A 26,970-nucleotide genomic window follows, 5' to 3' on the forward strand; every position below is an offset into this window, starting at 1 on the left:
TATACGGATGTCCTACACGCTTGTCTATGACGCTTGTATAGATTCTTGGGCGGGGGTCAGGACCGGCCCAGGACCACCGTCCCCGAGGAGCAGAACCAGCCCCCCGTCCCCGAGGCCACCGCCAGCTCCGGCAGCGAGCCGTCCGGCCGTCGCACCTGGAGCCCCGGCGCCTCCCCGCGCAGCTGGCGCACCGCCTCCACCAGCAGGAACAGGCCCCGCATCCCCGGGTGGCAGGCCGAGAGGCCGCCGCCGTCCGTGTTCACCGGCAGCCGGTCCTTCTCCTGGACGAACGCCCCGCCCTCGCCCTTCGCGCAGAAGCCCAGGTCCTCCAGCGTCACCAGGGTCATGTAGGTGAAGGCGTCGTAGATCTCGGCCAGGTCGATGTCGGAGGGCCGGACACCCGCCCGCTCGAAGGCCAGCCGGCCGCTGACGGCCGCGGGGGAGACGGTGAAGTCCTCCCACTCGGACATCGTGGTGTGCGAGACGTGCTCGCCCGTCCCGAGCACCCAGACCGGGGCCTTGCGGCAGTCCTGGACGTACTCCTCGGCCACGAGCAGCACCGCGCAGCCGCCGTCGCTGCGGATGCAGCAGTGCAGCTTGGTGAACGGGTCCGCGATCATCGGCCCGTCCAGTACGTCGTCGACGGTGATCGGCTCGCGGAACATCGCCTCCGGGTTGAGCGCCGCGTTCGCCCGCGTCCGGACGGCGACCTCGGCGAGCTGTTCCAGGGTCGTGCCGTACTCGTGCATGTGGCGGCGGGCGGCCATCGCGTACTTGGCGATCAGGGTGTGCCCGTACGGGACCTCGAACTGGAGCGGGCCCCGCGCGCCGAACGAGAGGTTCCCGGTGCGGCGCCGGGCCCGGATGTCGGCGCGGGCGGTGGAGCCGTACACGAGCAGGACCGCGTTCGCGTGGCCGGCGGCGATCGCGTCGGCGGCGTGCGCGGCCATGACCTCCCAGGTGGCGCCGCCGACGGCGGTCGAGTCCACCCAGCGGGGGCGCAGGCCCAGATACTCGGCGACCTCGACCGGGGCGAGGGTGCCGAGGCCCGCCGAGGCCAGGCCGTCGATCAGCGAGCGGTCGAGCCCGCTGTCCGCGAGGGCCCGCCGGGCGGCCTGGGCGTGCAGGGCGTACGGGGTGGCCTCGTCGACCCGGCCGCAGTCGGAGAGGGAGACGCCGACGACGGCGACGCGGCGGGAGCTGCGTGTGGTGGTGGGCATGAATCTGACGGTACATCAGATTCGCTGAATCGGGACCGGCGTCTCTCTGGGCAACCGGCCCCGCACCGCCCTAGCATGACGCACCGTCAGATACGGAGGGAGCTCCATGGACGCCGCCGACACCGCCGCGCTCACCGGGGGGCAGCAGGACGCGCTCGCCGCCGCGCGGGCGGAACCGCTCGCCGCCCCGCATGCCGCCCCGCTCACCGAGGAGCAGCAGAAGATCCGCCACACCCTGCGGGACCTGCTCGCCGAACGGGCCGGACCGCACGAGAACCGCGCGGCCACCGCCACCCCCGAGGGCTACGACACCGCACTCTGGGCCCGCATGACCGGCCCCCTCGGCCTCGCCGGACTCGCCCTCCCCGAGGAGTACGGAGGCGCCGGCCGCGGCCCCGCCGAACTCGCCCTCGCCTGCGAGGAGACCGGCCGCGCCCTCGCCCCCTCCCCGCTCCTCGCCACCACCGTCCTCACCGCCCCGCTCCTCGCCGCCCTCGGCACCCCCGCGCAGCGCACCGAACTCCTCCCGCGCATCGCCGCCGGCAGCCTCACCTGCGCCCTCGCCGTCCCCACCGGCATCGCCCTCGCCCTCGGCCTCACCGGCGACAACACCGACGGGGACTGGTCCGGCGGCGGCCGGTCCGGTGGCATCCAGGCCACCCGCGCGGAGGACGGCGGCTGGCGCCTCTACGGCGAGGCCGCCCAGGTCATCGACGGACACAGCGCCGGACTGCTCCTCGTCGCCGCCCACGCCGGCGGCTTCGCCCGCAGCCGGACGCTCCTCTTCCTCGTCCCCGCGGACGCCCCCGGGCTCGTGCGCACCCGGCAGCCCGCCCTCGACCTCACCAGGCCCCAGGCCACCGTCCAGTTCCGGGACACCGCGGCCGAACTCCTCGGCGAGGAACCCGCCGACGTCCTCGGCGCGCTCGCCGCCACCGGACGCGCCGCCGCCGTGATGCTGGCCGCCGAGGCCGTCGGCGCCGCCGGAGCCGCCCTCGACCGCACCGTCGAGCACCTCGGCTCCCGCGAGCGGCCCGGCCGGCCCGCGGGATCCGTCCACGCCGCCAGGCACCGCCTCGCCGACCTCCACGCCCAGGTCGAGGCGGCCCGCTCGCTGACCTACTGCGCGGCCCACGAACCCGGCCCCGGACCCGACGGCGGCCCGCTCGCCCTCGCCCACGCCCTGGAGGCCCTGCGCGCCACCGCCGGGGAGTCGCTCCAGCTCCACGCCGGCACCGGCCTCGCCCGGGAGGAGGAGGCGCAGCTCTCCTTCCGGCGGGCCGCCTCCGACGAACTGCTCTTCGGCCCCGCCCGGCGGCTGCGCGCCCGGGCGGCGGAACGGAACGGACTCTTCGGAGAGGAGGCGGCGTAGATGTCCGCAGGACGGAAGCTCGTGCAGAAAGTGTCCTCGACCCGGGCCTTCGCCAAGGTCGCCCCGCACGTCATCCCGGCCATGGACCGGGCCGTGCACCGGCTGACCAGGGGAAAGGTGCTGCTCAGCGCGCGGATGCTGCCGGGGGTGATCCTCACCGCCCGGGGCGCGAGGAGCGGGCAGGCGCGGGTGACCCCGCTGGCCTGCATGCCGGAGGGGGACGGCCGCTGGCTCCTGGTCGGCTCCAATTTCGGCCGGCCGGGCCACCCGGCCTGGACGGCGAACCTGCTCGCCCATCCGGACGCCGAGGTCAACTGGAGGGGCGAGGACGTACCCGTACGGGCGGAACTGCTCGCCGGGGAGGAGCGGGCGGAGGCCTGGCGGGCCGCGCTGGAGTTCTGGCCGCCGTACGCCACGTACCAGGCGCGGATCGAGCGCGAGATCCGGCTCTTCCGGCTCACGCGGAGGTAGGCGCCGTGCCCCGGACACGGCGACGCCGGCGGCGGTCCGTGGGGGCGGGCCGCCGCCGGCGTCGGCGACAGGACGGGTGAAGGGGTCTCGACTCTCCGGACGGGATGTCCGGGCGGGGCTATCTGGTCGGCTTCTTGCCGGTGATGCCCAGGTGCACCAACAGGGCGAGGTTCGGCTTGAGTTCGGCCTGCTTCACACCCCAGGTCTGGAAGCCCTTCTGGTGGCCGGCGACCGAGGCCAGCATCGCCACCAGGGAGCCGGCCATCGCGGCGGGGCTGACGTCCTTGTCGACCTTGCCCTTGGCCTGGAGCTCCTTCACCGCGTCCGTGAGGGAGTTGGTGACCGAGTTCAGGATCTTCATGCGGATCTTGTAGAACCGCTTGTCGCCCTCGGCGGCGCCGAGGTCCACGACCCGCAGGATCGCGTCGTGCTTCCGCCAGAAGTCCAGGAAGCCCTCGACGAGTTCCTCCGAGGTCTGCCAGCCGGCCTTGCCGACCCAGGAGCGGCCGGAGACCAGTTCGGTCAACGCGGCGCCCTCCTTGGCCATTTCCTCGGCGATCTCGAGGACCGCCCCCTCGACGTCCGGGAAGTACTGATAGAACGTCGCGGGTGAAGTACCCGCCTTCCGGGCCACATCGATGACCTTGACGTCCCGGTAGGGCGAGGAGCTGAGCATCTCACCGAGGCAGTCGAGCAGCTTCTGCCGCGTCGCCTGGCCGCGTCGTCCGGCCACGCGGCCGTCGACGGTGCGTACTTGTCCTGTCATGCCGTCAGCTTACCGAGGGGGGATCGGCGCGCGATTCGGCCGACTGCAAATGGGGTGCGGGCCCGTTCTGCGAGGTCGGCGCGGGTGCGTGGCGGACGGGGGAGGGGCGGTATCGAGCCAGTGTCGTCCCCGCGCCGGCGGCGGCCGGAGCCGGCCGGGGGAGCCCCGTACCCGAATAGGCTTATGAACAGCCTGTGGACAACTTCGGTGGACAACTCAGGCGCCGCAAGGGTTCTGCCCCGATAAATCGCCTCTTTGTTCGTATGTCGGGGCGTGCGGGGCCGCCCCCGCCGCCCTAGCGTGGAGGCATGGCGGTACGCACTGAGGGCACCCCGTGCTGGGTGGACGCACAGCTTCCCGACCTCGAGGCGGGCAAGCGCTTCTACGGCGAGCTCTTCGGCTGGACCTTCGACCCGGACCGCGACGAGGCCCTCCTCGACGGCCGCCGGGCCGCCGGACTCGTCCCCAAGCGCGACGGGCGCATGCCCACCACCTGGACCCTCTACCTCGCCACCGGGAACGCGGGCACCCTCGCCGCCCGCATCAAGTCCGCCGGCGGGCAGATGGTCATGGAGCCCTACCCCGTCGGCCCCTTCGGCGTCTACGCGCTCGCCGCCGACCCCGGCGGCGCGGTCTTCGGTCTCCGCCAGGAGGGCGACGACGACGGCTTCGCGGTCACGAACGAACCCGGCGCCTTCTGCTGGATGGAGATCTACACGCGCCGCCCGGAGGCCGTCGACACCTTCTACGCCAGCGTCTTCGGCTACCTCGGCCGCCAGGCCGACGCCGGGGAGGAGGGCAGGGACGCCGGCTTCGACTACCGCGTCTGGTCGCCCCCCGGCTCCCGGCCCGGCGACGACAGCGCCTTCGGCGGGCGGGCCGTCATCACCGACGACTTCCCCGCCGAGATGCCCGGCCACGTCCTCGTCTACTTCGCCGTCGCCGACTGTGACGAGGCCTGCGCGACCACCGTCCGGCTCGGCGGCCGGATCGCCACCCCGGCCTTCGACACCCCGCACGGCCGCATCGCCGTCCTCCACGACAACCAGGGCGCCCGCTTCGCCGTCCTGGCGGAACCGGGGACGGCGGAATCAGGAACGGTCGAATCGGGAACGGCCGAACCGAAAACACCCCCTACGGGTTGATCCGCCCCCGCCTGTACCGGCCGGTACGCCCCCGTACCGCAGCACCCCTTTATGAGGTGTGACACCCCGATCCGCCCCCGGGTTCGCAACCGGGCCCTCGGACAGGAAGAATCAGGGGCCACGGGGCCGTACCCTCATGGCCCGTACGGGGAGGTGGCAGGCAAGTGGAACAGCTGACGCAGCACGACCCGAGACGTATCGGGCCCTTCGAGGTGCTGGGCCGGCTCGGCGCGGGCGGAATGGGCCTGGTCTATCTCGCGCGCTCGGCCTCGGGCCGGCGCGTGGCGATCAAGACCGTGCGCACGGAGCTCGCGGAGGACCAGCTGTTCCGGGTCCGCTTCACCCGGGAGGTGGAGGCCGCCCGGGCGGTCTCCGGCTTCTACACGGCCGCCGTCGTCGACGCCGACCCGCGCGCCGCCGTGCCCTGGCTGGCCACCGCCTATGTGCCGGCGCCCTCGCTCGAAGAGATAGTGAACGAGTGCGGGCCGCTCCCGGCCCAGGCCGTCCGCTGGCTCGCCGCGGGCGTCGCCGAGGCCCTGCAGTCCATCCACGGCGCGGGCCTGGTCCACCGTGACCTCAAGCCCTCCAACGTCCTCGTCGTCGAGGACGGCCCCCGGGTGATCGACTTCGGCATCGCGTCGGGCGTCTCCAACACGCGTCTGACCATGACCAACGTCGCCGTCGGCACCCCGGCCTACATGTCGCCCGAGCAGGCCCGCGACTCGCGCAGCGTCACCGGCGCCAGCGACGTCTTCTCGCTGGGCTCGATGCTGGTCTTCGCCGCCACCGGCCACGCGCCCTTCCACGGCGCCAACCCGGTCGAGACCGTCTTCATGCTGCTCCGCGAGGGGCCGGACCTGGAGGGCCTGCCGGACGAGCTGCGGCCCCTCATCGACTCCTGCATGCAGATGGACGTCACCCGCCGGCCCACCCCGGCCGACCTCCAGGCGCAGCTCGCCCCGCACCTCTTCGGTCCGGGCAGCGACGACAGCGGCACCGCCTCCGCCTGGCTGCCGCAGAGCGCCACCGCCATGATCGAGCGGCGCCGCGGCGGGGGCCGCCAGCTGCCCGGCCCGGTCACGCCGCCGCGGCCCCCGGCGGACCCGCCCGGCCCCCGCCGCGACCCGCGCTTCCCGGAGCGCGCGCCGGAGCAGGCGCCCGTCGGCGGCCGGCACGCCGGTCCCGCCGAGAGCGCGGGCGGTCCCGTGCGCCTCGGCGGCGCCACCGTGCCGATCGGGCCCGGCCCCAGGGTCGCCGACACCCGCGCGGCGCTCGCCGTCGGCCGGGGCGCCGACGCGGGCCCCGCGACCGGCTGGATCCGTCCGCCCGGCGGCGGCCAGAGCACCGCCGAGCAGGCCCCGCACGGCTCCCGTCCGGTGTCCGTGCCCCCGCAGGGCACCGACCAGGCGGCACCGCAGCCCCCGCCGGAGCCCGGCCACTGGCGGCCCTGGCGCTTCCGGATGTCGAACGACGTCTGGGGCACCCCGGTCGTCGACGGCGACCTGCTGTACGTGACCTCCTTCGAGGTGCACGCCCTGGACACGGGGAGCGGCCGGCGGCAGTTCAAGACCCGGGACGTGGCCTGGTCGATGGCCGTCGCCGCGGGCCGTATCCACGCCTCCGACGGGCCCACCCTGTACGCCCTCGACGCCACCGACGGCAGCGAGCGCTGGCGGCTGCACACCGACGCCTGGGTGTACTCGCTCCAGGTCGACCGGGGCACGGTCGTCACGGGCACGCGCGGCGGCGGGGTGCAGGGCTGGGAGGCCTCCAACGGCGCCAAGCTGTGGGAGATCACCGGCGCCCAGACCGACTTCGAGACCCCGGAGGCGGGTCCCGCCGTGCACGGCGACACCGTGTACGTGTGGCGGGACGCGCGGCTCCAGGCCCTCGACGCCCGCACGGGCGTGGAGCGCTGGTCGTACCCGATCGGCGACGCCGCCTCCTGCGCCAACGTGCCGGTGCGGGTGGCCCCCGCCGAGGACGGCTGCGTGTACGTCTCCGCCGGGACCCGGGTCCTGTCGATCGACATCGCCGCCGGGCACGTCCGCTGGCACTTCGAGGCGCCGGCCGTGTTCCTGTCCCCGCCCGCGTTCGCGCCGGGACCGGCGGTCACGGGCGGCGGGGTGTACCTGTCGGACCACCTCGGCACGGTGTACGCGCTGGACGCCACCACCGGGCAGGACCGCTGGCGGATCGCGACCGAGCCGCGCCAGTCCGCCGAGCCGGTGCTCGTCGCCGACGGCAACGTCCACGTGGGCAGCGGCAGCGCGCTCTACACGCTCGACGCGGTCACCGGCACCCCGCGGTGGCGGTTCGCGGCGGGCGGCGAGCTGGTCGGTTCCCCGGTCGTCGCCGACGGCCGGGTGCACTTCGGCTCGGCCGACCACGTCCTCTACACCCTGGACGCGACCGGCGGCCAGCTCCGCTGGAAGCTCGCGACCGGCGGCGAGATCACCGGCTCGCCGGTGGCGAAGGGCGGGGTCGTGTACGCGTGCAGCAAGGACCGCTGTGTGTACGCGCTCGACGCGGTCAAGGGCACGGCGACGGGCAGGGGCGCGGCCGCACGCCCGTAGGACACAAGTGGACCCGCCGTTCCGGGGCTAGCCCCTGGGCGGCGGGTTCTCCCGTTCCGGGTCCGGTGCCGGCGGGCCGGTCGGCACCTCGAAGGTCCGGGTGTCCCCGTACGGGTCCGGGGCGGCGTACAGGTCAGGGGCTCCGGACGGGTCCGCGGCCTCGGGAGGACGGGACGGTCCCTCAGGAGCAGCGGACGGCGTCTCCGGTGCCGGACGGGGGTGCGCGTGCGGCCGGTCCACCCGGTGGGAGTGGCCGCGGCCCGACATGACGAGCGCGCCGAGGAGCAGCAGGACCCCGCCGCCGAAGGCGTTCGCGACCCCGTCGCCGAGCCCGGTGCCGTCGGAGCCGACCGTGAGGCCGCCCTCCGCCTGGCCGACCCGCACCATCCACAGGATCGTGAAGCCGAGGACGACGAGCCCGGCGAAGGCGACGATCAGGCGGGAGCGGAGCAGGACGCCGACGAGGGTGACGAGCGCGGCGAAGGCGAAGGGCAGCAGGATCGAGCCCAGGAGGTCGGCCTTCGCGTCGGTGATGCCGGTGAACAGCTCGTCGACGGCGTAGTCGCGCCCGTGACGGCCGTCGTACCAGGCACGGAAGGGGCTCCAGACGGCGGCCGTCGCTCCGGCGAGAGCCAGGACGGATCCGGCGATGTTGCGGATCATCGGTGCGGCCTCCTCGGCGGTCCGGCTCTCGCTCCCGACGCTACGCCGGGTGAGGGGGCCCCGCCACGTGGCACGGAGCCGGCGCTAGGGTGGCGCGGACACGACAGACAGGACGGGGAGCGGTGATGGTGCGGACGCGTCTGAAGCTCGCGGCGACGCTCACGGTGGTGGTCCTCGCGCTGACCGGTTTCCACACCGGCAAGGGCGGCCACGGGAGCAGCGGCGGCGGCAGCGGGAAGAGCAAGAGCGGGAAGAGCCGGAGCCACTCGGACTCCGACGACGATTCGGGCGGCGGCTGCTCCAGCGACGAGAAGAGCAACGACGACTACAGCGGCTCGGGCGGCTCCACGCCCTCCGCCAGTCCTTCTGCCACGTCGGCGAAGGTCGAGGTCGAGGTCGTCGACTGCGTGAAGCCCGCCCAGCGGAAGCGCAAGGGCAGGCCGGCCCGTAAGGCCGACACGACGTCGACCCTCAGGATCACCTCGCACGACGCGCTGGAGGGGACGTACGAGGTGACCCTGGAGTTCAAGGGCGCCACGGGTTCGGCGGTCGACTCGGTCGCGACCGTCGTCACCGTGGGGGCCTACGAGGACAAGACCTTCGAGGTCGCGATGAAGTCCCCGAAGGCCGTCGACCGGGTGAAGAGCTGCTACGTGTACGACGTACGGAAGAAGTAGCCGCGGCGGGGGTCAGTTCCAGCGGATCAGCGTCGTGCGGAGGTTGTCCTCGTCGGCGACCGGGGGGTCCACGCTGGTGATCTTCTTCGGCTCGCCGCCGGAGAAGTCCCCGCGGAAGAGGCCCCTGCGGCCGTCCTCGCCCTTGGAGAGGAAGGCGAAGCTCTTGCCGTCCGGGGAGAGGACCGGCTGGCCGTTGATCCGGTCGTTCTCCGGGATGAGGTCCTCGGTCTTCAGCAGCTTCTTGTAGTCGGCGGAGAACGTCAGCTGCTTGAAGTCGCAGACCAGGGTGGTGGCGTTCCGCCAGAAGGCCGGCTCGCAGAAGACCTTGTTGTCCTCGTCGAGGCCCACGGTCGCGAGGTCGCCCAGGAAGGCCCCGGCGCCGACGCCGGAGCCCTCGCCGTCCTCGCCGCGGTCGACCCGGCTCAGGCGGACGCCGTTGTCCGTGGTGGACGTCGCCACGACTCCGCCGTCGGGGACCGTCACCGCGTGGATGCCGTCCGTCGCGAGCGCCGTGTCGGCCGTGGCGCCGTCCTGCTCCAGAAGGTCGGGGATCTTCGCGAAGGGGGTGTTCTCCTCGGTCTTCAGGCCGCCCTTGGGGTCCCGGGAGCCGAGGGGGTCGGTGGACTGGAAGTCCTGGCTCTGCAGGTCGTACCAGAGACGGCCGGTCGCCGGGTGGAAGGCGACACCGCCGTTCTTCGGGCGCTTGGTGAAGGAATCGGGGTCGGGCGCGCCGACCTCGTGGCCGGTGGCCAGGTCGAAGGCGGCGGCGCGGTCTCCGTCGACCGTGCCGGCGAGCAGCGTGAGGCCCTTGTCGAAGGCCGTGCCGGCGCTGTAGCTGGGTCCGTCGCCGCCGCAGCCGGCGGCCGGCTCGGCGCCGGGCGGCAGGGCGGTGGTGCGCTCGCCGCCGAAGGCGCCGTCCTTCGCGGCGAAGGAGCGCAGGATGACCTGGTAGGCCTCGCCGCCGTTGCCGTTGTCGAGGGCCTGGCAGAAGGCGACCGTGAGGCTGTCCGGTTGCGCGAGCGACGTGGTCTTCGCAGCGCCGTCCTGCCCGGCCTCACTGCCGCCCCCGCCGCCGGTGCTCGCGTCCGTGGCCGGGTCGCTCCCGCCGCCGCAGGCGGCCAGCACGAGTGCGGCTCCGGCCGCGAGTCCGGCCTTGACGATGCGTCGTCCCATCACAGCTCCCCGTTGCATGTCACAGCGGCCGGGCGAGGCCCGATCCGGCTGCGAACGCGGGGCTGTCCCACCGCCATTGACGGTGTCTCATCAAAGTGAAGATCCATTAAAACAGACCTTCGCATCTGCTATCGAAGCCGGTGGCCGCCGCCCCTCCGGGTGAACAGCTCCGCCTGCCGCTCCGCCGGCAGGTTCCCCAGCGTCACCAGGTGCGGGGCGTGCGCGAGGGCCTGGGTGCGGGAGGCCTCCTTGGTGGACCAGAGCGCCCGGACCGTGCCCTGGACGGCCTCCGTCGGGTACGAGGCGATGACGGCGGCGGCCTCGCGGGCGGCCCCCAGCGCCCCGCCCGGCGCCGTCACCTCGCTGACCAGACCCGTCTCGTACGCCCTGCGGGCCGAGACGCGCTCCGCGCCGCCCATCAGCGCCATCCGGGCGACCTCTCCGTGGGGCATGCGCTGCGCCATGTGGACGGTCTCGAAGGCGCTGACCATCCCGTAGGTGGTGTGCGGGTCGAAGAAGGTGGCGTTCTCGCCCGCGATCAGGAACTCCGCCTCGCCGAGCAGGTAGAAGGCCCCGCCGCAGGCCATGCCCTCGACGGCGGCGATCACCGGTTTCCACAGGTCGTTCGCCTTGGGGCCGATGGCGAGGAGGGGGTCGTCGATCGTGTACGGGGAGGAGGGCTGCGGCACCCTTCCGGCGTCCTCGCGGTCGATGCCCGTGCAGAAGGCCCGCCCGCCGGCCCCGGTGACGACGATCGCGCGGACCTCGTCCTCGTACCGGAACGCCCGCCAGGCGGCGCCGAGTTCGCGGGCCATCTTCAGGGTGAGGGCGTTGTGCCGCTCCGGCCGGTCGAGGGTGACGACCGCGACGCCGGTCTCCTTGTCGCGCTCCACCCGGACGCTCATGCGCGCTCCAGGAGCCAGCGGGGGACGGTGACGCCGTCGATCTCGGTGAACGCGACCCGGACGGGGGCGCCGATGCGGAGCCGGGCCGGGTCGACCGAGTTCAGGGGGGCGTCCGGGGCGGCGACGACGTTGCCGGCGAGGCGGATGCGGGGGGCGTCGGCGAGTTCGACGAGCACCGCGTTGTACGGGGCCTGGGCGGCGTACTCGGGCAGGAGCGGCGGGTGGGGGAGGACGTACGACCAGATCCGGCCGCGCCCGGACATGAGCCGCCACTCGCTGTCGAAGGACCGGCAGTGCGGGCAGCAGGGGCGGGGCGGGAAGCGGAGCTCGCCGCAGGCGGCGCAGGCCTGGATCCGGAGCTCGCCGCGGGCGGTGAACTCCCAGAAGGGGGCGCCGTCTTCGTCGATGACGGGTGTCAGCATGTCAGCTCCTGAGGAGAATGGCCGATGTGGGGACGCCCTCGCCCGCCGTGACCAGGCAGGTGGCCGCGTCGGGGACCTGGGCGGTGGAGGTGCCGCGGAGCTGCTTCACGCCCTCGTTGATGAGGTTGAAGCCGTGCACGTACGCCTCGGAGAGCCCGCCGCCGCCGGTGTTGAGCGGCAGCCGGCCGCCGATCTCCAGGGCTCCGCCCTCGGTGAAGGCGCCTCCTTCGCCGCGCCCGCAGAAGCCGTAGCCCTCCAGGGAGAGCGGGACGAGCGGGGTGAAGGCGTCGTAGATCTGGGCGACGTCCACGTCGTCCGGGCCGAAGTCGGCCTGCTTCCAGAGGTGGCGGGCGGCGGTCCAGGCGGGCCCGGAGAGCGGGTCGTCGTTCCAGTAGTTGACCATGCCGTGGTGCTGGGAGGGCAGGCCCTGGGCGGCGGCGTGCACGTAGACGGGCTTCTGCCGGCAGTCGCGGGCGCGTTCGGCGCCGACGATCACGCAGGCGAGGGCGCCGTCGGTCTCCAGGCAGTTGTCGAAGAGGCAGAGGGGTTCGCTGATCCAGCGGGCGGTCATGTACATCTCGCGGGTCAGCGGCCGCTCGTACATGATCGCGGCGGGGTTCTGGTTGGCGCGGTTGCGGCAGGCCAGGGCGACGTTGAAGAGGTGGTCGCGGGTGGCGCCGTACTCGTGCATGTAGCGGCGGGTGAGCATGCCGATCTCGTCGGCGGGGCGGAGCAGCCCGAAGGGGCGGGTCCACTGGCCGGGGGTGGGCAGCTGGACGGCGGTGTTCTTCCAGGGGCGGGGTCCTGAGCCGCGTTTCCTGGACCGCCAGGCGACGCCGACGCTCGCCTGTCCGGTGGCGATCGCGGCGGCGAGGTGGCCGACGGTGGCGCAGGAGCCGCCGCCGCCGTAGCCGACCTTGGAGAAGAAGGTGACGTCGCCGGCGCCGATGGCCTTGGCGACCTCGACCTCGTCGGTCTCCTCCATCGTGTACGAGGCGAAGGCGTCGACCTCGGAGGGGTCGATGCCGGCGTCGTCGAGAGCGGCGAGGATCGCCCGGCAGGCGAGGGTCTTCTCGGTCTCGTGGAGCTGTTTCGCGAAGGCGGTCTGTCCTATCCCGACGATGGCCGTGGCGTCCTTGAGCACCGAACCTCCTCATGGGGCAGCACTGCTGACAGCGCGTCAGGCTACAACTAATCTGACGGATAGTCAGCTACAGGGAGGTTGGGTATGGACATGCGCGGCGACCTGGAGTGGGGCACGATCCCCGGGCTCGTACGGGCGGCGGCCGAGCGGTACGGCCCGCGGGAGGCCGTCGTCGACGGCCGCGTCCGCGTCACCTACGCCGAGCTCGGCGAACGCGTCGAACGGGCGGCCGCCGCCTGTCTCGCCACCGGGATACGGAGCGGGGACCGGGTCGCGATCTGGGCCCCCAACACCCTCGACTGGATCGTCTCCGCCCTCGGCGCCGTCACCGCGGGCGCCGTCCTCGTCCCCCTGAACACCCGCTTCAAGGGCACCGAGGCCGCCTACGTCCTCCAGCGCTCCCGGGCCCGGCTGCTCTTCGTCACCGGCACCTTCCTCGGCACCTCGTACGTGGCCTCCCTGCGCCGCTCCGGAGTCGCGCTGCCGGACCTGGAGAAGGTCGTGGTCCTCGGCGACACCGCGCCCGACGAGGCCGACTGGACCACCTGGAAGGCCTTCCTCGCGGAGGGCGACGGCGTCCCGGCCGCCCGCGTCCGCGCGCGCGCCGACGGGATCGACCCCGCGGCGCCCTCCGACATCATCTTCACCTCAGGCACCACCGGCCGCCCCAAGGGCGCCGTCATCAGCCACGCCCAGAGCCTGCGCTGCTACGCGATCTGGTCCGAGCTCGCCGGCCTGGCGGAGGGCGACCGCTACCTCGTGGTCAACCCCTTCTTCCACACCTTCGGCTACAAGGCCGGCATCCTCGCCTGCCTCATGCGGGGGGCCGTGATCGTCCCGCAGTCCGTCTTCACCGTGGACACCGTCCTCGCCAACATCGCCGCCGAACGCATCACCGTCCTCCCCGGCCCGCCCACCCTCCACCAGTCCCTCCTGGACCACCCGGCCCGCCCCGCGCACGACCTCTCCACCCTCCGCCTCGTCGTGACCGGCGCGGCCGTGGTCCCGCTGCGGCTCGTCGAGCGCCTCCGTACCGAGCTGGGCGTGGGCACGGTCCTCACCGCGTACGGCCTCTCCGAGGCGAGCGGGATCGTCACCATGTGCCGGCGCGACGACCCCGACGAGACCGTCGCCACCACCTCGGGCCGCCCCGTTCCCGGCACCGAACTCCGGCTCTCCGGCACCGGGGAGGTCCTGGTCCGCGGCCACCACGTGATGAGCGGCTACTTCGAGGACGAGGAGGCCACGGCGGCGGCGATCGACGCGGACGGCTGGCTGCACACCGGCGACATCGGCGTCCTGGACGAGGCCGGCAACCTCCGCATCACCGACCGCCTGAAGGACATGTTCATCGTCGGCGGCTTCAACGCCTACCCGGCCGAGATCGAGCAGCTCCTCGGTCTGCACCCGGACATCGCGGACGTCGCCGTCATCGGCGTCCCGGATCCGCGGCTCGGCGAGGTCGGCAAGGCCTTCGCGGTGCGGCGGGCGGGGGCGCGGGTCACGGCGGACGACCTGATCGCCTGGTCGCGGCGGGAGATGGCGAACTACAAGGTCCCGAGGGAGGTCGAGTTCGTGACGGAGCTCCCGAGGAACGCGAGCGGGAAGGTGGTGAAGGGGGAGCTGAGGGCGCGGGCGTCGGCGTCCTGACGGGGACCGGACGGAGGGGGACGGGACGGAGCGGGGCCGGACGGAGGGCGGCCCCGGGGGAGACGCAACCAACCCCCTCCATGTACACGTCATATGGGCAGCCCTTCGTGTACCTCCCCTCCCTCTTCCAGGAGCAGCCGGTGCCGACGCAAGAGATTCCCCTCACCCTCACCCCGCAGCAGGCCGCCCAGGGCGTGATCCTCACCGTCCGGCTGCCGTCCGGGCCCGCCCACCTCACCGTCCGCCCCTGCCGCCACGGCGAACTCGTCGCGACCCGGCTGGGCGAGGGCACGGTGTACCTGCGCATCACGGTCGCCGGGGCCCCGGCGGCGCCCAGGAAGTCCGGGGTCCTCGGCTGTCTGGTCCCCCTCGCCGTCATCGGCGCGCTCGTCGGCGGCTCGTACCTCCTGAACGACGACAAGGACGAGAGCCCCGGCGGCGCGGGCCCGATGCCGACCTACTCGTACGAGCCCTTCCCCACCGACCTCGTCCCCAGCCCGACCGCCACGGAGAAGGAGCCCGACCCGTACGAGCAGGGCACCTGCCTCAACGGCACGCTGCCGAACTCGGAGACCGCGCAGAGCGTCAGCGGCGTCGAGGAGGTGTCGTGCTCGGCGTCCGACGCCCACTACAAGGTCATCCAGACCTTCCCGTTCACCTCGGACATGAACAACTGCAACTCCAACCCCAGGACGCAGTACGCCTTCTCGCACCGGTACACGATGAACGGCACCACCGTCAGCGAGTACGTCTACTGCCTCGTCGGACTCGGCTCCTACGCCCGCTGACGGGTCAGGACGACGATCCCCTCGGCCTCGCGGGCGGCCGGCCCCGTCCGGAGCGGCAGGCCGTGACGTACGCAAGCACGCGGGGCCCGGACCAAGGCGTGGTCCGGGCCCCGTGGAGTTGGCGACGGTCAGGTCGCGTGCATGTTGTCCGTACTGACAGCGGTCACTTCGACGTTCTCCGTCGCCGGGTAGCTGGTGGCGTGCATGTTGGCCAGCGCGGGCGTGGTGGTGCCGACGGCGACGGCTGCAGCGAGGAGGACCCCCGCGAGGAGTCGCTTCGTGCGGGTCATGTTCAACTCCTGAGATGTTGAGGTTCGGTGGCGACGTCAGCCTGTTCGAGGGGAGGCAGGTGGGCGAGCCGCGGAAGTCGAGTCCGTCAGGTCGGGTCACGCCACCGCTGCCCGTGCACGCCGGAGGGGCCGGGCAGTAGCCCGGCCCCTCCTTGTGGTGGTCCGATCGCGTTGCGCACGGGCCCTGCCCGGACGGATCCCCCCTGGTTCCGCCGGGTTGTCCCCCGAGCCCGTGTGCTCCCCCGTCGACCGGACCTTCCCTGGTCGGCCCCGGCAGCTCCCCCGAAGTCGCCGCCGCGGCCGTTCCCCGTCGGGAGTGGTCTGTCAGGCCGGCTTGACGGCGGTGTCGTCGTGGCCGCCCGTGATCTTGTCCGTGATCGCGTCGAGCGCCGGCTCGGAGGTGGCGTGCATGTCCTTGGTGCTGATCGACTCGTCGTGGCCGCCCGTGATCTTGTCCGTGATCGCGTCGAGCGCCGGCTCCGAAGTGGCGTGCATGTCCATGGGCTTGATGATCGGGTCCTGCTTGATCGGGTCGGTCATGCTCGTCAACTCCTGCGTGTGATGTCCGAGATGTGAGGAGATTCGTCCAGCCGTTCCCCCGTGGACGGCTGGACGAATCTCCGGGGCCGATCACCCTAGTACTCAGGGGCTGTGGCCCTCATCGGCGACTCGCCTGCCCCCCGACGCGGCGGATCGTCATGCAGAGAAGCATGCCGGGTGGCGATAAACGAACGATGAACGCACTGGCCGGAGAGGTCTATGCGGCGGTCGCCGGGGTCAGCAGCGCCCGGACCTCGTCGGCTTCCGGGGCCCCCAGTTCATCGAAGATGCCGAGCGCCTCCTGCCAGCAGACCACCGCACGGCCGCTCTGGCCGATGCCGAACAGGGCCCGGCCCAGGACGGTGAGGACGTTGCCCCGCCGCCACTCTCCCCCGATGCCCCGGAGCACCGTGAGGGCCATCTCGGCGTTCGACGCCGCCTGAGCGTGCCGGTGGGCCGCGAGGTCCACCTCGGACAGCCGGAAGAGGGTCATGCCCTCCCACAGCCGCTGCCTGCTGTCGGCGAAGACCGCCAGCGCCTCGCGGAGCCGCTCGCTCGCCGCGGTGAGCCGGTTGTCCTGGGTGAGGGCGAGACCGAGGGCGTAGCGCCCGTTCGCGCCCCGGAGCGCGTGTCCCATCGAGTCGTATATGTCCGTGCCCTGCCGGGCGAGCGCTATCGCGCTCGACGTACGGCCCGTGGCCAGATGGATGCGCGACAGGTTGCAGAGGGCGCTCGCTTCCCCCGGCTCGTCCCCGATGCCGCGGAACCGATCGATCGCCTCGGTGAGGTACTGCTCGCCCTCCGCGAACCGGTTCTGGTACAGCGCGATGATGCCCCGAGCGTTGGCGGACCAGCATGCCGGCACCGGATCGCCGGCCCGGTCCGCGTGCGGCAGGGCGAGTTCGGCGTCGCGGTCCGCCTCCTTGAAGCGGCCCGCGGTGTGGTGGACACCGGCGAGAACCATGAGCGCACGGCCCTCGGCCCTGGCGTCGGCATGGGCATGGGCGGCATCGCGCACGACGACGCCCGTCGCCTCGAACTCCCTGGAGTTCGCCCCGGACTCCCCGAGGTCCAGCGACGCCCACAGCAGGTCCACCGCCCTGCGGAGGGTCGCCGGGGTCGCGGCCGCCTGGCGGACCGTCGCCAGGAGGCAGTTCGCCTCCGCGTAGAGCCAGTCCTGGGCCTCGTGGCGGTCGGTGAAGGCGAGGCCCTCGTACGCCGTGGGCTCCAGGTGGTCGACCAGCCGGTCGCCGGGGCGCTCGATCGCGTACACGCGGGCCGCCGTGGAGAGGTAGAAGTCCAGGAGGCGGGAGAGCGCCGCCTCCTTCTCCGACGGGGGCTGTTCGTCGCGGTCCGCGCACGCACGCGCGTAGAGCCGGACCAGGTCGTGGAAGCGGTAGCGGCCCGGCGCCGCCGATTCCAGCAGCGACGTGTCGACGAGGGCCTCCAGGAGGTCCTCCGTGTCCCGGAGCGGGAGGTCGAGGACGGCCGCGGCCGCCGCGAGGGAGATGTCGGGGCCGTCGGCGAGGCCGAGGAGGCGGAAGGCGCGGGCCTGGGCCGGCTCCAGCTGGCCGTAGCCGAGTTCGAAGGTGGCCTTGACCGCCAGGTCGCCCGCCTGGAGCTCGTCGAGGCGGCGGCGCTCGTCCGCGAGCTTCGCCGCCAGGACCGAGACCGTCCAGGTGCGCCGGGCCGCCAGACGGGAGGCCGCGATGCGGATCGCCAGGGGGAGGAAGCCGCAGGCCGCCACCACGTCCAGGGCCGCCTCGCGCTCCGACTGGACCCGCTCCTCGCCCACGATCCTCGTGAACAGCTGGAGCGCCTCCTCCGGGGACATCACGTCCAGGTCGACCAGGTGCGCGCCGGCCAGGTCGACCATGCGGATGCGGCTGGTGACCAGGGCGGCGCAGCCCGCCGTGCCGGGCAGCAGCGGGCGGATCTGGGCGGCGTCGCGGGCGTTGTCGAGGAGGACCAGGACCCGGCGGCCGTCCAGCGTCGAGCGGTAGAGCGCGGCCCGGTCGTCGAGCGAGTCCGGGATGGCCGAATCCGGTGTGCCGAGGGCGCGGAGGAAGGAGCCGAGGACGGTCTCCGGCGCGGCGGCGCGGGAGCCGGCGCCCTGGAGGTCCACGTACAGCTGGCCGTCCGGGAAGTGCGGCCGGGCCTCGTGGGCGACGTGCACGGCGAGCGTGGTCTTGCCGACGCCGCCGATGCCGGCGAGCGCGGAGACCGCCATGACGTGGCCCTCGGCGGTGGCGAGGCGGGCCCCCAGTTCCCGTACGAACGCGGCGCGGCCCGTGAAGTCCGGCACGGTCGCCGGGAGCTGGGCCGGGCGGGCGACGGCCTTGGCGGCCGGGGCGGGCTCCTCGACCGGGCGGGCGAGTTCGGCGTCGGCCTGGAGGATGCGCTGCTGGAGCCGGGAGAGCTCGGGGGTCGGGTCGACGCCCAGCTCGTCGGCGAGGAGACGGCGCGTGTCGGCGTACACGGCGAGGGCCTCGGCCTGCCGTCCGCTGCGGTAGAGGGCGAGCATGAGCAGCTCGCGGAGCCGCTCGCGCAGCGGGTGCGCGGCGGTGAGCGCGGTCAGTTCGGAGACGGCCTCGGCGTGCGCGCCGACCTCCAGGTCGATGTCCAGGCGGGTTTCGAGGAGGGTGAGCCGCCACTCCTCCAGGCGGGTCCGCTGGGTCTCGGCGTACGGGCCGGGTACGGAGGCCAGCACCTCGCCGTCCCAGAGGTCGAGGGCCTCGGCGAGCCGCTCGCGGGCGGCCGCGCGGTCCCCGGCCGCGCGGAGCTTCTCGGCCTCGGCGGCCAGCTCCTGGGCGGCGGTCACGTCGAGCGCGGTCGTCCGCAGCGCGTAGCCGCCGGACTCGCTGACCAGGACCTTGGGGTCGAGGGCCTTGCGCAGCCGGGAGGCGTACGTACGGACCGCGGCGAGGGCCTGGGAGGGCGGTTCCTCGCCCCAGAGCGCGTCGATCAGCTCGTGTGCGGTGGCGGTGCGGCCGCCGCGCAGGAGCAGCGCGGCGAGCAGGGCGCGCTGCTGCGGGGAGCCGGTGGGGACGGGTTCGCCGTCGCGCCAGGCGCGGACGGGTCCGAGCACGCCGAAGCGGAGCCCGCCGGGGGCGTCCCCGACCGTGCCGGTTCCGGCACGTCCGTCGGCGCCCGCGCCCATGCCGGTGTCCGTCACTTCGCCCACCGGGGCCGTCGGGCCCATCCTCGGAGACCGCTGCACCGGAACTCGCGGCCCGTTCTCACGGTCCATCGCTCCCCCTGCCCTACCGCTGGTTTCGCCCAGGACAGTCTGCCTTGTCCGGAGGGAGTCCGTCAGCATCGGGTCGGCCGTTGCAGGACCGCAACACGGCCGTCGGGCCCGTCGTTCCGGGCCCAGGTAGCTGACGGACCGTCAGATCGGCGCTACCGTGAAAGCCATGGAGACCTTCCCGAAGATCATCTCGGTGGACGACCACACCGTGGAGCCCCCGCACGTCTGGCGGGACCGGCTCCCGTCCCGGTACCACGACACCGGACCCCGGATCGTCCGTGCCCCCCTCAAGGAAATGACCTTCCTCGGCGGCAAGTTCGCCCCGGTCATGGGTGCCAAGGGGGACGACGGGCCGATCGGCGACTGGTGGGTGTACGAGGACCTGCACCGGCCCCTCACCCGGCTCGACACCGCCGTCGGCTACGACCGGGACGAGATACGTCTCGAAGTCATCACCTACGAGCAGATGCGGCCCGGCTCGCACTCGGTCCCGGACCGGCTCGCCGACATGGACGTCAACCACGTCCAGTCCGCGCTCTGCTTCCCCACCTTCCCCCGCTTCTGCGGGCAGACCTTCACGGAGGCGGGCGACCGCGAGCTCGGTCTCCTCTGCGTCCGCGCCTACAACGACTGGATGGTCGAGGAGTGGTGCGGGCCCGAGGCGCACGGGCGGCTGATCCCGCTCACCCTCATCCCGCTCTGGGACCCCGAGCTCGCCGCCGCAGAGGTCCGCCGCAACGCCGCGCGCGGGGTCCGGGCCGTCGCCTTCTCCGAGATCCCGCCGCACCTCGGGCTCCCCTCGGTCCACACGGACCACTGGGACCCCTTCTTCCGCGCCTGCGACGAGACCGGCACGGTCATCGCGATGCACATCGGCTCCTCCAGTCGGATGCCGTCCACCTCGGCCGACGCCCCGCCGGCCGTGGGCTCCACCATCACCTTCGCGAACTGCTGCTTCTCGATGGTCGACTGGCTGATGAGCGGCAAGTTCGAGCGCTTCCCGAACCTGAGGATCATGTACGCGGAGGGGCAGATCGGCTGGATCCCGTACATCCTGGAGCGCGCGAACGTGGTCTGGGAGGAGAACCGCGCCTGGGGCGGCGTCGCCGACAAGGTCACCCGCCCGCCGTCCGAGCTCTTCGCGGAGCACGTCTTCGGCTGCTTCTTCGACGACGCCTTCGGGCTGCGCAACCTCGACGCGATCGGGGCGGCGAACGTCCTGTACGAGACGGACTACCCGCACTCGGACTCCACCTGGCCCAAGTCGAAGGAGGTCGGCGAGGCCCAGATGGGGCACCTGCCCCCGGACGTCGTCGAGCGGATCGTCCGGGGCAACGCGATCGACCTGCTGGGGCTGACCCCGGAGGGACTCTGGCGGGCGTGACGGCGGGGCTGTGACGGCGGGGCTGTGACGGGGCTGTGGCGGCGGGGCGGTGACGGCGACCCCGACCGGGGCGCCCGCGAGCCCCTCCGTTCGGACCGGCCGCGCACCCGTTTCCGCACCCCCCTTGCCTGATGGGTCGTCAGGTACAAGCATGACCCTCGTCCGCTCATACCTGACGACGTGTCAGATCGAAGGGGTTCCCATGGTGGTCTACGGCATGCAGCTGCCGGTCCAGTCGCAGAGCACCCTCTACGCCGAGGCCTGGGAGGCGGGCGCGGGTCCGGCGGACCTGCTCGCCGTGGCCCGGGCCGCCGAGGCCCACGGCTTCGACTACCTCGCGAGCTGCGACCACGTCGCCATCCCGCGCCGGCTCGCCGGGCCGATGAGCACCGTCTGGTACGACCCGGTGGCCACGCTCTCCTTCCTCGCCGCCGCCACCGAGCGGGTCCGGCTCCTCTCGCACGTCGCCGTCGTCGGCCTGCGCCATCCGCTCGTCACGGCCAAGGCGTACGCCACGCTCGACCACCTCTCCGGCGGCCGGCTGGTCCTCGGGGTCGGCGCCGGGCACGTCCAGGAGGAGTTCGAGGCGCTCGGCGTGGACTTCGCCCGCCGGGGCGCCGTGCTCGACGAGACGGTCGACGCGCTGCGGGCGGCCCTCGGGCCCGAGGAGTACCCGGAGCACCTGGGGGAGCGGTTCGCCTTCAAGGACCTCGGGCAGCTGCCCCGGCCCGCGCAGGAGCGGGTCCCGCTCTGGGTGGGCGGCTCCTCGCCGGCCGCGGTGCGCCGGGCCGCCCTCAAGGGCGACGGCTGGCTGCCGCAGGGCGACCCGCGCGACAGGCTCGCCGCGCAGATCCGGAAGCTGCTGCGGCTCCGCACGGAGGCCGGGATCGCCGAGCCGGTCACCGTCGGCGCGATCACCGAGGCCCTGTACGTCGGCACGCCCGGCTGGGAGGTCGGCCGGCGCACCCTGAGCGGCCGGCCGGAGGAGCTCGCCGCCTCCCTGCGCGCGTACGGGGAGATGGGCGTGCACCAGATCCAGGTCCGGTTCCGGTCCCGGAGCCGTACCGAACTCATCGACCAGATGGCGGCCTTCGGCACGGAGGTCGCCCCTCATCTCTAGGGAGTACGGACATGGGCAAGCTCGACGGGCGGGTCGTCCTCGTCACCGGAGCGGCGCGCGGGCAGGGCGAGCAGGAGGCGCGGCTGTTCGCCGCCGAGGGGGCGAAGGTCGTCCTCGGGGACGTCCTGGACGACGCCGGCGAGGCGCTGGCCAAGGAGCTGGGGGAGGACCGGGCCGCGTACGTCCGGCTGGACGTGACGAGCGAGGGCGACTGGGCGGCGGCCGTGGCGGCGGCCAAGGAGCGGTTCGGGAAGATCGACGGGCTCGTCAACAACGCGGGCATCCTCCGCTTCAACGAGCTGGTCTCGACGCCGCTCGAGGAGTTCCAGGCGATCGTGTCCGTGAACCAGACCGGCTGCTTCCTGGGCATCCGCACGGTCGCGCCCGAGATCGCGGCGGCGGGCGGCGGGACGATCGTCAACACGGCCTCGTACACGGGGATCACCGGCATGGCCGGGGTCGGGGCCTACGCGGCGACGAAGCACGCGGTCCTCGGGCTCACCAAGGTCGCGGCCCTGGAGCTGGCCGCGAAGGGGATCCGGGTCAACGCGGTCTGCCCGGGGGCGATCGACACCCCCATGAGCAACCCCGAGGGCGTGGACCCGGAGGCCACGGCCGAGCTGTACCGCAAGCTCGTCCCGCTCGGGCGGATCGGCCGGCCGGAGGAGGTGGCGGCGCTGGCGCTCTTCCTGACCGGGGAGGACTCGGCGTACATCACGGGCCAGCCGTTCGTGATCGACGGCGGCTGGCTGGCGGGCGTGAGCCTCTTCTGACGCAGTGTCAGGTATTGACGCACCTGTGCGGTGGTGCGAGAGTCGGGCACATCAAGGAATCTGACGCATCGTCAGATAAGACGAGGACGGTGAACCCCCTTGGAATTCGGGATCTTCGTACAGGGATACGTCGGCAAGCGCGCCGAGACCGATCCCGAAGCCGAGCACAAGGCCCTCATGGAGGAGACCGAGTACGTCATCCAGGCCGACAGGTCCGGCTTCAAATACGCCTGGGCCTCCGAGCACCACTTCCTGGAGGAGTACTCGCACCTCTCCGCCAACGACGTCTACCTGGGCTACCTCGCCCACGCCACCGAGCGGATCCACCTCGGCTCCGGCATCTTCAACCCCCTCGCCCCGGTCAACCACCCGGTGAAGGTCGCCGAGAAGGTCGCCATGCTCGACCACCTCTCCGGCGGACGCTTCGAGTTCGGCTCCGGGCGCGGGGCGGGCTCCCACGAGATCCTCGGGTTCATGCCGGGCATCACCGACATGAACCACACGAAGGAGATCTGGGAGGAGACCATCGCCGAGTTCCCCAAGATGTGGCTCCAGGACGAGTACGTCGGCTTCCAGGGCAAGCACTGGTCGCTGCCGCCCCGCAAGGTCCTCCCCAAGCCGTACGGGAAGTCCCACCCGGCCATGTGGTACGCGGCCGGCTCCCCCTCCTCGTACGCCATGGCCGGGAAGATGGGCCTCGGCGTCCTCGGCTTCAGCGTCCAGAAGGTCTCGGACATGGAGTGGGTCGTCGAGTCCTACAAGAACGCGATCAAGGAGGCCAAGGCGGTCGGCGACTTCGTCAACGACAACGTCATGGTCACCTCGACCGCGATCTGCGCCGAGACCCACGAGAAGGCCGTCGAGATCGCGGTCGGCGGCGGTCTGAACTACCTCCAGTCGCTCCTCTTCCGCTACCACGACACCTTCCCGCGGCCCGAGGGCATCCCCGAGTGGCCCGAGCTCCTCCCCGAGTACTCGGCGGAGATCATCGAACTCCTCATCCAGGAGGAGCTGATGATCTGCGGCGACCCGTCGGAGGTCCTCGCCCAGTGCAAGCGGTGGGAGCAGGCGGGCGCCGACCAGCTGTCCTTCGGCCTCCCGATCGGGATCTCGTACGAGGACACGATGAACTCGATCAAGCTGATCGGTGAGCACGTGATTCCTCGGATCGACACGGACCCGGTCCACCGCACGACCCGCATGCGCCAGTCGTCGGGGTCCTAGCCGCCCGCCGCACGCAACGGGCGGCGGGCCGCAGGCCCGGTAAGTGAAGCGCGGGGTGGTGTCTTCCCGGATCGCCGCCCCGTACCGGCCCCGGCCGGAGGCCGTTCCGCGGCGGCCCCGGTCCGGGGCACACCCACGTCCACGGACAGAGAGGGACCGTCATGCTCGACCACCTGATCACGGGCGCCACCGTCGTGGACGGCACCGGCGCCCCCGCCTACGTCGCCGACGTCGGCATACGCGACGGCCGGATCGTCTTCGCAGAGCCGGGCGCGACCGCCCGCACCACCGAGGACGCCACCGGCCTCGTCCTCGCGCCGGGGTTCGTCGACCCGCACACCCACTACGACGCCCAGCTCTTCTGGGACCCGTACGCCACGCCCTCCATGAACCACGGCGTCACCACCGTCGCCGGCGGCAACTGCGGTTTCACCCTCGCGCCCCTCCACCCGGACCGGCCGGAGGACGCCGACTACACGCGCCGGATGATGTCGAAGGTCGAGGGCATGGCCCTCAAGGCCCTGGAGGAGGGCGTCGACTGGAGCTGGTCCTCCTTCGCCGAGTACCTCGACGCCCTCGACGGCCGGATCGCCGTCAACGCCGGCTTCATGGTCGGCCACTGCGCCCTGCGCCGGTACGTGATGGGCGCGGACGCCGTCGGCGGACAGCCCACGTCCGAGCAGCTCGCGCAGATGGTCGCCCTGCTGAAGGAGGCCATGGAGGCCGGCGCCTGGGGGCTCTCCACCACCCAGTCCTCCACCCACTCGGACGGCGACGGCGCCCCCGTCGCCTCCCGGCACGCCCGGCCCGCCGAGCTGATCGCCCTGTCGAAGGCCGTCGGCGAGCACGAGGGGACGCAGATCGAGGCCATCCTCGCCGGGTGCCTCGACCAGTTCTCCGACGACGAGATCGAGCTGTTCGTCGAGATGACCGCCGCCGCCGGGCGGCCCCTCAACTGGAACGTCCTCACCATCGACGCCGCCGTCCCCGAGCGCGTCCCGCGCCAGCTCACCGCCTCCGAGCGGGCCCGCAAGTCCGGCGGCCGGATCGTCGCGCTCACGATGCCGATCCTCACCCCCATGAACATGTCCCTCGGCACCTTCTGCGCCCTCAACCTCATCCCGGGCTGGGGCGAGATCCTCGCCCTCCCCGTCCCCGAGCGGATCGCGAAGCTCCGCGACCCCGAGGTGCGGGCCGTGATGCTGCGGCGCGCGGACTCGAAGGAGGCGGGGGTCTTCCGGCGGCTCGCGCACTTCGGCCGGTACGTCATAGGGGACACGTACAGCCGCGAGAACGAGGGCCTCACCGGCCGGGTCGTCGGCGACATCGCGGCCGAGCGCGGCCAGGACCCCTTCCAGGCCCTCGTCGAGATCTGCGCCAACGACGACCTGAGGACCGTCCTGTGGCCGATGCCCAGGGACAACGACCCGGCCTCCTGGGCGCTGCGCCGGGAGACCTGGGACCACGAGGACGTCCTGCTCGGCGGCTCGGACGCGGGCGCGCACCTGGACCGGATGTGCGGCGCCCCGTACACCACCCGCTTCCTCGGCGACTGTCTGCGCGGCCGGAAGCTGGTCCCGCTGGAGCGGGCGGTGAAGATGCTCAGCGACGACCCGGCGCGGCTCTTCGGGCTCCGGGAGCGCGGCCGGATCGCCGAGGGCTTCCACGCCGACCTGGTCCTCTTCGACCCGGAGCGGATCGACGCGGGCCCGGCGACCCTCGTGCACGACCTTCCCGGGGACAGCCCGCGCCTCGACTCGCGCGCGGTCGGGATCGTGTCGGTGCGGGTCAACGGCGTGGAGACGGTACGGGACGACGAGGTGACCGGCGCTGTCCCGGGGAGGGTGCTGCGCTCGGGCCGCGACACGAGGACGGTGAGCACGCGATGACGATGGAAAACGCGAGGACGGAGAGGCTCTTCATCGGCGGGGAGTGGGTCGAGCCCGACGGCGGTCACTACGAGGTGATCGACCCGGCCTCGGAGGAGGTCGTCGGTCTCGCGCCCGAGGCCTCCCGGGCCCAGGTGTACGAGGCGGCCGCCGCCGCCCGCGAGGCCTTCGCGAGCTGGTCGCGGACGAGGCCGGAGGAGCGGGCGGCGATCCTCGACCGGGCCGCGGACGTGATGGCCCGGGACGCCGAGGCGAACACGCTCCTCGCCCGGGCCGAGACCGGCGCCACCACCGGCACCGCGCGCGGGATGCAGGTCGCGGTCGGCTCCTCCCGCTTCCGCCGGTACGCGCGCGGGGCGATGGAGCCGGTCGAGCAGGCGCTGCCCCCGCAGATCAACGAGGCCGGTCCGATGGGGAGGGCCGGGGTGTTCGGCGCGGTGGCGGTGCGGCGCCCGGTCGGCGTGGTCACCTGCATCACCTCGTACAACAACCCCTGGGCCAACCCGGCGGGCAAGATCGCCCCGGCGCTCGCGATGGGGAACACGGTCGTGGTGAAGCCGGCCCCGCAGGACCCGCTCTCCGTGTACGCGATGACCCGGGCCCTGGAGGAGGCCGGCGTCCCCGCGGGGGTGGTGAACGTCGTCACCGGCTCCGCGCAGGCGGTCGGCGAGGCCGCCGTCGACTCTCCGGACGTCGACATGGTCTCCTTCACCGGCTCCACGGCCGTCGGGCAGGCGATCGGCGAGGTCTGCGGCCGTGCGCTCAAGCGCCAGCTGATGGAGCTGGGCGGGAAGGGGGCGGCGCTCGTCTTCGACGACGCCGACCTGGACTCGGCGGTGATGGGCATCGGGACGACCTTCGCCTTCTACAGCGGGCAGATCTGCACCGCCCCGACCCGGGTGCTCGCCCAGCGCGGGATCTACGAGCGGCTGATCGAGAAGCTGACCGGCTATCTGGCCTTCATGAAGGTGGGGGACCCGGCGGAGCAGGGGACGGTGGTCGGGCCGGTGATCTCGGCGGCCCACCGCGACCGGGTGGAGTCGTACGTCGAGCTGGGGAGGAAGGAGGGGGCGCGGGTCGTCGCGGGCGGCGAGCGTCCGGACTTCGACCGGGGCTTCTACGTGGCGCCGACGCTGCTCGCCGACTGCACCAACGAGATGCGGGTGGTGCGGGAGGAGATCTTCGGCCCGGTCGTGGTGGTCGTCCCCTTCGACGACGAGGAGGAGGGGATCGCGCTCGCCAACGACAGCGACTACGGGCTGATCGACTACGTGTGGTCGGGCGACGTGGCCCGCGCTTTCCGTGTCGCGGCCCGGCTGCGGGCCGGCGGGGTGGGGGTGAACACGATCGGCCGGAACATGGAGGCGCCGTTCGGCGGCTTCAAGAAGAGCGGTGTCGGGCGGGACGTGGGCTCGTACGCGCTGCACGCGTACAGCGAGCTGCAGGCGGTCGTCTGGCCGGGGTGAGCGACCGCCGGAAAATTCTTCGGGAAAATTTCGAAACGGACATTCAGGACACTGCTGCGGTT

At 72.9% G+C, this 26,970-nt stretch carries 23 protein-coding genes; 13 read left to right on the plus strand and 10 right to left on the minus strand.

The features are described from left to right. Positions 1-56: 56 nt before the first annotated feature. The gene (locus tag IE237_RS35720; RefSeq protein ID WP_189806335.1) at positions 57-1,220 is read right to left on the minus strand and encodes a thiolase C-terminal domain-containing protein; all 1,164 of its coding nucleotides are present in this window, start codon (positions 1,218-1,220) and stop codon (positions 57-59) included. A 106-nt stretch (positions 1,221-1,326) separates the two neighbouring features. On the opposite strand from IE237_RS35720, the gene IE237_RS35725 reads away from it, so the two are divergent. Then, entirely contained in the window at positions 1,327-2,592 is a 1,266-nt protein-coding gene (locus IE237_RS35725; RefSeq protein ID WP_189806336.1) for an acyl-CoA dehydrogenase family protein, read from the plus strand. Then, positions 2,593-3,063 carry a nitroreductase family deazaflavin-dependent oxidoreductase gene (locus IE237_RS35730; protein WP_189806337.1) on the plus strand — a complete coding sequence of 157 codons (471 nt, stop codon included), beginning with the start codon at positions 2,593-2,595 and terminating at the stop codon, positions 3,061-3,063. Between the two features lie 118 nt (positions 3,064-3,181). Here the strand turns inward: IE237_RS35730 and IE237_RS35735 are convergent, their stop codons facing one another. Beyond that, the gene (locus IE237_RS35735; RefSeq protein ID WP_041129739.1) at positions 3,182-3,829 is read right to left on the minus strand and encodes a TetR family transcriptional regulator; all 648 of its coding nucleotides are present in this window, start codon (positions 3,827-3,829) and stop codon (positions 3,182-3,184) included. Between the two features lie 308 nt (positions 3,830-4,137). On the opposite strand from IE237_RS35735, the gene IE237_RS35740 reads away from it, so the two are divergent. Continuing rightward, a complete protein-coding gene (locus IE237_RS35740) occupies positions 4,138-4,974 on the plus strand; it encodes a VOC family protein (protein ID WP_189806338.1) in 837 nt (278 codons plus the stop codon). Between the two features lie 164 nt (positions 4,975-5,138). After that, positions 5,139-7,550, plus strand: coding sequence for a protein serine/threonine kinase AfsK (gene afsK, locus IE237_RS35745; protein ID WP_189806339.1), 2,412 nt, complete (start codon positions 5,139-5,141; stop codon positions 7,548-7,550). Between the two features lie 27 nt (positions 7,551-7,577). Here the strand turns inward: afsK and IE237_RS35750 are convergent, their stop codons facing one another. Continuing rightward, entirely contained in the window at positions 7,578-8,213 is a 636-nt protein-coding gene (locus IE237_RS35750; protein ID WP_189806340.1) for a hypothetical protein, read from the minus strand. A gap of 125 nt (positions 8,214-8,338) precedes the next feature. On the opposite strand from IE237_RS35750, the gene IE237_RS35755 reads away from it, so the two are divergent. Next, positions 8,339-8,890 (plus strand): hypothetical protein, encoded by a 552-nt coding sequence (locus IE237_RS35755; protein WP_189806341.1) that lies wholly within the window; start codon positions 8,339-8,341, stop codon positions 8,888-8,890. A gap of 12 nt (positions 8,891-8,902) precedes the next feature. On the opposite strand, the gene IE237_RS35760 is transcribed toward IE237_RS35755, so the two are convergent. The 4 genes from IE237_RS35760 to IE237_RS35775 all read right to left on the minus strand — a co-directional run bounded on the left by IE237_RS35760 (position 8,903) and on the right by IE237_RS35775 (position 12,534). Beyond that, the gene (locus IE237_RS35760) at positions 8,903-10,063 is read right to left on the minus strand and encodes a TolB-like translocation protein (RefSeq protein WP_189806342.1); all 1,161 of its coding nucleotides are present in this window, start codon (positions 10,061-10,063) and stop codon (positions 8,903-8,905) included. A 128-nt stretch (positions 10,064-10,191) separates the two neighbouring features. Next, entirely contained in the window at positions 10,192-10,968 is a 777-nt protein-coding gene (locus tag IE237_RS35765; protein WP_189806343.1) for an enoyl-CoA hydratase/isomerase family protein, read from the minus strand. Then, on the minus strand, positions 10,965-11,390 hold the full coding sequence (locus IE237_RS35770) for a Zn-ribbon domain-containing OB-fold protein (RefSeq protein ID WP_189806344.1): 426 nt from the start codon (positions 11,388-11,390) through the stop codon (positions 10,965-10,967). Before IE237_RS35770 ends, IE237_RS35765 begins: the two co-directional genes overlap by 4 nt. A gap of 1 nt (position 11,391) precedes the next feature. Beyond that, positions 11,392-12,534, minus strand: coding sequence for a lipid-transfer protein (locus IE237_RS35775; protein ID WP_189806345.1), 1,143 nt, complete (start codon positions 12,532-12,534; stop codon positions 11,392-11,394). A 90-nt stretch (positions 12,535-12,624) separates the two neighbouring features. Here IE237_RS35775 and IE237_RS35780 point away from each other — a divergent pair, with 90 nt between their 5' ends. Together IE237_RS35780 and IE237_RS35785 are read left to right on the plus strand one after the other, a co-directional pair. Beyond that, entirely contained in the window at positions 12,625-14,184 is a 1,560-nt protein-coding gene (locus IE237_RS35780) for a FadD3 family acyl-CoA ligase (protein WP_189806419.1), read from the plus strand. Positions 14,185-14,324: 140 nt separating this feature from the next. Then, a complete protein-coding gene (locus IE237_RS35785) occupies positions 14,325-14,972 on the plus strand; it encodes an LppU/SCO3897 family protein (RefSeq protein WP_189806346.1) in 648 nt (215 codons plus the stop codon). 128 nt (positions 14,973-15,100) lie between these two features. Here IE237_RS35785 and IE237_RS35790 read toward each other — a convergent pair whose 3' ends face one another. The 3 genes from IE237_RS35790 to afsR all read right to left on the minus strand — a co-directional run bounded on the left by IE237_RS35790 (position 15,101) and on the right by afsR (position 19,052). Continuing rightward, positions 15,101-15,262: a hypothetical protein gene (locus IE237_RS35790; RefSeq protein ID WP_189806347.1), complete on the minus strand. Its 162-nt coding sequence runs from the start codon at positions 15,260-15,262 to the stop codon at positions 15,101-15,103. A 324-nt stretch (positions 15,263-15,586) separates the two neighbouring features. Next, positions 15,587-15,802 (minus strand): hypothetical protein, encoded by a 216-nt coding sequence (locus tag IE237_RS35795; RefSeq protein WP_189806348.1) that lies wholly within the window; start codon positions 15,800-15,802, stop codon positions 15,587-15,589. A 217-nt stretch (positions 15,803-16,019) separates the two neighbouring features. Continuing rightward, on the minus strand, positions 16,020-19,052 hold the full coding sequence (afsR, locus tag IE237_RS35800) for an SARP-family global regulator AfsR (protein ID WP_370468339.1): 3,033 nt from the start codon (positions 19,050-19,052) through the stop codon (positions 16,020-16,022). 166 nt (positions 19,053-19,218) lie between these two features. Between afsR and IE237_RS35805 the strand changes: the two genes are divergently transcribed. The 6 genes from IE237_RS35805 (at position 19,219) to IE237_RS35830 (ending at position 26,908) form a co-directional block, all read left to right on the plus strand. Then, positions 19,219-20,436 (plus strand): amidohydrolase family protein, encoded by a 1,218-nt coding sequence (locus IE237_RS35805; protein ID WP_189806349.1) that lies wholly within the window; start codon positions 19,219-19,221, stop codon positions 20,434-20,436. 202 nt (positions 20,437-20,638) lie between these two features. Then, on the plus strand, positions 20,639-21,556 hold the full coding sequence (locus IE237_RS35810) for an LLM class F420-dependent oxidoreductase (RefSeq protein WP_189806350.1): 918 nt from the start codon (positions 20,639-20,641) through the stop codon (positions 21,554-21,556). Between the two features lie 11 nt (positions 21,557-21,567). Next, on the plus strand, positions 21,568-22,329 hold the full coding sequence (locus tag IE237_RS35815; RefSeq protein ID WP_189806351.1) for an SDR family NAD(P)-dependent oxidoreductase: 762 nt from the start codon (positions 21,568-21,570) through the stop codon (positions 22,327-22,329). A 99-nt stretch (positions 22,330-22,428) separates the two neighbouring features. Further along, positions 22,429-23,553, plus strand: a complete 1,125-nt coding sequence (locus IE237_RS35820; protein WP_189806352.1) for an LLM class flavin-dependent oxidoreductase — start codon at positions 22,429-22,431, stop codon at positions 23,551-23,553. 161 nt (positions 23,554-23,714) lie between these two features. Continuing rightward, positions 23,715-25,442, plus strand: coding sequence for an N-acyl-D-amino-acid deacylase family protein (locus IE237_RS35825; protein WP_189806353.1), 1,728 nt, complete (start codon positions 23,715-23,717; stop codon positions 25,440-25,442). 2 nt (positions 25,443-25,444) lie between these two features. Then, entirely contained in the window at positions 25,445-26,908 is a 1,464-nt protein-coding gene (locus tag IE237_RS35830) for an aldehyde dehydrogenase family protein (RefSeq protein WP_189806421.1), read from the plus strand. Positions 26,909-26,970: the final 62 nt, after the last annotated feature.

Source organism: Streptomyces tanashiensis, assembly GCF_014648895.1.
Lineage (GTDB): Bacteria > Actinomycetota > Actinomycetes > Streptomycetales > Streptomycetaceae > Streptomyces > Streptomyces tanashiensis.

Excerpts from the sequence above, each read along its gene's own strand:
- IE237_RS35720 (WP_189806335.1), bottom strand. The coding sequence starts at position 1,220 with ATGCCCACCACCACACGCAGCTCCCGCCGCGTCGCCGTCGTCGGCGTC.
- IE237_RS35725 (WP_189806336.1), top strand. The coding sequence starts at position 1,327 with ATGGACGCCGCCGACACCGCCGCGCTCACCGGGGGGCAGCAGGACGCG.
- IE237_RS35730 (WP_189806337.1), top strand. The coding sequence starts at position 2,593 with ATGTCCGCAGGACGGAAGCTCGTGCAGAAAGTGTCCTCGACCCGGGCC.
- IE237_RS35735 (WP_041129739.1), bottom strand. The coding sequence starts at position 3,829 with ATGACAGGACAAGTACGCACCGTCGACGGCCGCGTGGCCGGACGACGC.
- IE237_RS35740 (WP_189806338.1), top strand. The coding sequence starts at position 4,138 with ATGGCGGTACGCACTGAGGGCACCCCGTGCTGGGTGGACGCACAGCTT.
- IE237_RS35750 (WP_189806340.1), bottom strand. The coding sequence starts at position 8,213 with ATGATCCGCAACATCGCCGGATCCGTCCTGGCTCTCGCCGGAGCGACG.
- IE237_RS35755 (WP_189806341.1), top strand. The coding sequence starts at position 8,339 with ATGGTGCGGACGCGTCTGAAGCTCGCGGCGACGCTCACGGTGGTGGTC.
- IE237_RS35760 (WP_189806342.1), bottom strand. The coding sequence starts at position 10,063 with ATGGGACGACGCATCGTCAAGGCCGGACTCGCGGCCGGAGCCGCACTC.
- IE237_RS35765 (WP_189806343.1), bottom strand. The coding sequence starts at position 10,968 with ATGAGCGTCCGGGTGGAGCGCGACAAGGAGACCGGCGTCGCGGTCGTC.
- IE237_RS35770 (WP_189806344.1), bottom strand. The coding sequence starts at position 11,390 with ATGCTGACACCCGTCATCGACGAAGACGGCGCCCCCTTCTGGGAGTTC.
- IE237_RS35780 (WP_189806419.1), top strand. The coding sequence starts at position 12,625 with ATGCGCGGCGACCTGGAGTGGGGCACGATCCCCGGGCTCGTACGGGCG.
- IE237_RS35790 (WP_189806347.1), bottom strand. The coding sequence starts at position 15,262 with ATGACCCGCACGAAGCGACTCCTCGCGGGGGTCCTCCTCGCTGCAGCC.
- IE237_RS35795 (WP_189806348.1), bottom strand. The coding sequence starts at position 15,802 with ATGACCGACCCGATCAAGCAGGACCCGATCATCAAGCCCATGGACATG.
- afsR (WP_370468339.1), bottom strand. The coding sequence starts at position 19,052 with ATGGACCGTGAGAACGGGCCGCGAGTTCCGGTGCAGCGGTCTCCGAGG.
- IE237_RS35805 (WP_189806349.1), top strand. The coding sequence starts at position 19,219 with ATGGAGACCTTCCCGAAGATCATCTCGGTGGACGACCACACCGTGGAG.
- IE237_RS35810 (WP_189806350.1), top strand. The coding sequence starts at position 20,639 with ATGGTGGTCTACGGCATGCAGCTGCCGGTCCAGTCGCAGAGCACCCTC.
- IE237_RS35815 (WP_189806351.1), top strand. The coding sequence starts at position 21,568 with ATGGGCAAGCTCGACGGGCGGGTCGTCCTCGTCACCGGAGCGGCGCGC.
- IE237_RS35825 (WP_189806353.1), top strand. The coding sequence starts at position 23,715 with ATGCTCGACCACCTGATCACGGGCGCCACCGTCGTGGACGGCACCGGC.
- IE237_RS35830 (WP_189806421.1), top strand. The coding sequence starts at position 25,445 with ATGGAAAACGCGAGGACGGAGAGGCTCTTCATCGGCGGGGAGTGGGTC.